The organism is Aminobacter sp. P4_D5, from assembly GCF_056401815.1.
In genome coordinates, this window is the sequence record NZ_JBFUIP010000290.1 from 1 (window position 1) to 4,205 (window position 4,205).

Here is a 4,205-nt window from a genome sequence, read left to right on the forward strand (position 1 = left end):
CGCAAGACGTTCGAGCAGGCGATCTTGCATGCCGCGCAAGTCGATGTGATGACCGGCATCCAAAACCGATCCTCCTTCGAAACTCATCTGCGCGGAGCGTTGGCCAAATTGTCGTCGGAAACGCGGCTGTTCCTGGCTTACATCGACCTCAACCGCTTCAAGCGCGTCAATGACAGGTTCGGACATTCGACAGGCGATCGGCTGCTTCAGGTCATCGCCAGCAGGCTCGTCGCGTGGGGCAGCAAAGGGGATTTCGTCGCTCGCCTTGGCGGCGACGAGTTCGGGATTGTGTCTTCGTACGAGGCCGGTGACCCGTTTTCGCTTGCCCGCTACTTCGATCTGGCAAAAGCGATCGCGGAACTGATCATGATCGACGAAAACCTGATCCAGGTCGGCGCCGCGATTGGCCTAGCCGAGGCGTCGGCTGGCGTGTCGTTCGACGCCCTTCTGGACCAGGCCGACAGGCTGATGTACGCAGCAAAATCCAGCGGCGATCTCATCGACGTCCGCTCCGAATTGATCGGGCAGCATCTAGGGAACTCAGGCGACGCCACCACGCATCGTCGCAATGGATCCGCGAAATTCTGACATTGCGATCTGGCGAACGTGGCCAATTCGCTTCGTTGTTCGGCTTTCTTGTTTCGCCAACATCGTCGGCAGGCTGGCCCTTCTCCATTGCACTCTGTTCAGATCGACAAGGTATTCGCCAGCGAAGCGCTGCTGCTTGTCGGTTAGCGCCACGTCTGATTACCTATGAGGCGGGATTGAATTGGTCGTGCGACGCCTTCTGAAAAGGAGATGAGAAATGGCATTCAACAGTCCCGGCCTGAACACGGTCCTCAAATATGTGAAAACACAATACGGAACCGAACCGGAGTTCCTTTGGGCCAAATTTCCAAACAACGCCATTTTGCGGAATAAGAGCAACTCGAAATGGTATGCTGCTATGCTGATTGTTCCGAAACAGAAGCTGGGGATMTCTGGGGAAGGAACTGTCGACATACTGGATTTGAAGTGCGACCCGGCGCTGATCGGTTCGCTCATCGACAGGAAAAGCATCTTTCCCGGCTACCACATGAACAAGGAGAACTGGATCACAGTGCTCCTGGACGGTTCGGTCAAAGATAGCGCTATCTACGCACTTATCGATAAGAGCTATGAGATAACGAAGGCCCAATAGCTTTCCTTGAACAATCCATAACGAAGCGCCCAATTTGATTGGGGATCGGATTTGAACCGAGGGCCTTCCGGTTGTGAACCGTACGCGCTGACCTTCGCGCCACCCTGCTAAACTGCTGCCCGGCATCCAACCAAGCGGCGATCCCAATCGGGGCGCTACTCCCGAATTGCTTCCCTGGGTCGGGGGTCGGATAGGGTCCCCTTTGAGTTCAACACTTTGAGTTGTTCAATCGTTATCGCCTGATGAAGCGTCGGCACCAGGTTCGGGCGGCTTGGCGCCTTGACCAGCTCTGGGCGAAGCCCATCTCCTCGTTGCGCGGCTATCTGGTGGAATGCAAGGAACCCGGTCACCATGGCATGCCTCATCATTTGAGATGAAGCTATGGTGACGCGCCTTCATGGACTGAGCCACCCGTTTCATGATCTTGCTGCAGGGGCAGGATTTGAACCTGCGTCCTCCAGCTTATGAGGCTGGCGAGCTACCGGGCTGCTCCACCAGGGGCGCAGCGTTTAGATCGACGAGGTATTCGGCGATGAAGCGCTGCTGCTTGTCGGTCCGCGCCATGTGTGGTCCCTTGGGGTTTCATGCAGGGAGGGGAACCATGACCGCCAAAGCCACGGTTAATTGGGAAGAGATGCGTTGGCGCGCTCCTCGCCGGCATCCATCCATTCGGCGCAACGATCGGTTGGTGGTGATCAGGCCGGCTGGACCGCTCGCTTCCCATCCCTTCTCTTTTCGAGGTTTCATATGACTGCTTCCAATCGGCGCAGGACCATCGTTGCCGTCGGTTTGGTTGTCGTAGTCTGCCTCTACGTCCGTTCCGTGATCGTGGATCGAGGGCCAGATCAGGCACGTCTACCTGCCCCCCCTTGAATTGTCGCTGGTAGAGTACCGCCTTGAAGAGAACTTTGGCCTTGGCTTTATGCCGGGTGACAATGAGGCAGGCTTCGTCGTTTATACCCTCACGGCTGCCAGTGCAGAGTGGGCGCGCGCAAGGCGACCAGCTTGCTGCTTTGCTCGACGGCGGCACCAGTAAATGGCGCACCACCCCTTTAGATAAGGGGGACCGAGAGTTGCAAAGTTACGACCCGTCGACGGATTCGATGAAACCGACTTTCGATGGTCAGATATCGATCGTCAAATTCGTCGATCACGATATCTTTGTCGAGGAAGGCCGCGATGCTGAAGCAAATCGTGCCATTTCCACCCCCGGCTCATTTTACTCATATGGTCGAGGGGGCAGCCTCACCATCGTCGACCCTGCACGCGGCAAAGTATATTTCGCCTACGAAGGTTGACTTCACGGGCCTGAGCCTCGTCCGTCCGCCGTCCTGATCTGATTGCAAACGTCAGCTGGCTAGGTACTCTAACCGCATGGCTCAATCTCTCTTTGTGATCACCGGCGCCATGGCCGCCGGCAAAACCACCGTTGCCAAAGCGCTGGTCAAACGTTTCCCCAGATCTGCACTCGTCGGCGGCGACGTGTTCCGCCGCATGATCGTAAATGGCGCCGCGGCGATGGGAGCTACTCTCGACGCGGAAGCTCGGGCGCAGCTAACCCTCCGGCAGCAGATCGCGACTGATGCTGTGCGTCGCTATTTCGATGCGGGCTTCACCGTGGTCTACCAGGACATTCTCATCGGGAATGACCTGGTCGCCGCCGTCGAGCGCCTTTGTGACCTCAATCCGCGAGTGGTGGTATTGGCCCCTTCAGCGGAAGTCTTGGCTCAGCGGGATAGAGACCGGTCAAAGACTGGATATTCCGACGGGTTCCCTCCCTCTGTCCTTGCCGATGCCCTTTCCCGCGAGACGCCTCGTATCGGTCATTGGATCGATTCATCCGCTATGAACGTAGAGCAAGTGGTAGACACCGTACTCAGTGGGTGACGTAATCGCCGTGCTTGCCGTTGTTTCGATCTGGTTGCAGGGGCAGGATTTGAACCTGCGACCTTCGCGTTGTGAGCGCGACGGCCTACTGGGCTACTCCACCGCTGGGCATCGCCCTCATCGGCTCAGGACGCTCGGTTCCGTTGGTCGGTTTTGCGCCCTCTGCCATCCAGTGTGTGACTGTGGCCAATGTCGCCCGCCTCAGCTCTCCCCCAACGCCCGCTCCACTGCCGCCTCGGCATGCAGCTTCACCACATCGAAGGCCGGCATCGGATAGGCATCCATATCGAGCAATAGCGGCAGTTCGGTGCAGGCGACAACGACGGCTTCTGCGCCGCGTGCGCCCAAGTCGTTTGCGATCCGCAAAAGTGCTCGCTTGGACTTTTCTTCGATCACGCCAAGGGTCAGTTCTTCTATGATGATCCGGTGCAGCGCCGTGCGCTGGTCCTCGGGTGGAACGATCACCTCGATGCCAAATTGTTTCCGCATCCGCTCGGCGAAAAAGCCCAGTTCCATCGTGTAACGCGTGCCCAGAAGCCCGACGCGCGCGAGGCCCTTGGCACGGATCGCTTCACCTGTCGGATCAACGATATGCAGCAGCGGAATGCCGATCGCCTCCGCCACCTGGTCGGCCACCGTATGGGCTGTGACCGCCGTAAGCATGGCGAATTCGGCACCGGCCTTTTCCAGGCTGCGCGCCGCATCCGAAATCACTGCCGCCACTTTTTTCCAGTCGCCCTGGGCGGCAAGCGCATTGAGCTCGTCGAAATCGAGCGTGAACATCAGCGAGCGTGCGTTGTGATGCCCGCCCATGCGCCGATGCGTGGCAGTATTCAGCAGCCGGTAATAAAGCGCGCTGGATTCCCAGCTCATGCCGCCCAGCAACCCGATCAGCTTTGTCTGGCGAACTGTCATGACAACTTCCCCCAGCTTTGCCACCGCTCCCATTCACGGCAGTGCAACGCAGATCGGCATTGCAAACCGGCTGCGCAAGAGATCGCCAGCAGGAAATCGCCGCACAATTCCCGGACCAAAAAATGGCCCCGCCGCTCCCAGGAGCGCACGGGGCCTGTTGTCGGGTTATACCCTTGACTGCCGGGAGTGGTTTACCGGCTTGCTCTCTCGGATGCTTCGTGGC

The 4,205-nt window shown here is 58.3% G+C and carries 5 protein-coding genes and 1 tRNA gene; 4 read left to right on the plus strand and 2 right to left on the minus strand.

Annotated elements, in window-relative coordinates:
• On the plus strand, positions 1-588 hold a 588-nt coding region (locus AC1DWF_RS30655; protein ID WP_476842460.1), incomplete at its 5' end, for a GGDEF domain-containing protein.
• 217 nt (positions 589-805) lie between these two features.
• Positions 806-1,180, plus strand: a complete 375-nt coding sequence (locus AC1DWF_RS30660; RefSeq protein ID WP_476782377.1) for an MmcQ/YjbR family DNA-binding protein — start codon at positions 806-808, stop codon at positions 1,178-1,180.
• A gap of 39 nt (positions 1,181-1,219) precedes the next feature.
• Here AC1DWF_RS30660 and AC1DWF_RS30665 read toward each other — a convergent pair.
• Positions 1,220-1,285: transfer RNA gene (locus tag AC1DWF_RS30665), tRNA-Val, on the minus strand.
• Between the two features lie 791 nt (positions 1,286-2,076).
• Here AC1DWF_RS30665 and AC1DWF_RS30670 point away from each other — a divergent pair.
• Both AC1DWF_RS30670 and AC1DWF_RS30675 read left to right on the plus strand, forming a co-directional pair.
• Positions 2,077-2,478 carry a hypothetical protein gene (locus AC1DWF_RS30670; RefSeq protein WP_476804268.1) on the plus strand — a complete coding sequence of 134 codons (402 nt, stop codon included), beginning with the start codon at positions 2,077-2,079 and terminating at the stop codon, positions 2,476-2,478.
• Between the two features lie 76 nt (positions 2,479-2,554).
• Positions 2,555-3,067 carry an AAA family ATPase gene (locus AC1DWF_RS30675; protein ID WP_476787548.1) on the plus strand — a complete coding sequence of 171 codons (513 nt, stop codon included), beginning with the start codon at positions 2,555-2,557 and terminating at the stop codon, positions 3,065-3,067.
• Between the two features lie 201 nt (positions 3,068-3,268).
• Here AC1DWF_RS30675 and AC1DWF_RS30680 read toward each other — a convergent pair whose 3' ends face one another.
• The gene (locus AC1DWF_RS30680; protein WP_476782374.1) at positions 3,269-3,982 is read right to left on the minus strand and encodes an aspartate/glutamate racemase family protein; all 714 of its coding nucleotides are present in this window, start codon (positions 3,980-3,982) and stop codon (positions 3,269-3,271) included.
• Positions 3,983-4,205 lie beyond the last annotated feature (223 nt).

What these genes read in the sequence shown, in the direction of transcription:
- AC1DWF_RS30675 (WP_476787548.1), top strand. Translation starts at nt 2,555, where the DNA reads ATGGCTCAATCTCTCTTTGTGATCACCGGCGCCATGGCCGCCGGCAAA.
- AC1DWF_RS30680 (WP_476782374.1), bottom strand. Translation starts at nt 3,982, where the DNA reads ATGACAGTTCGCCAGACAAAGCTGATCGGGTTGCTGGGCGGCATGAGC.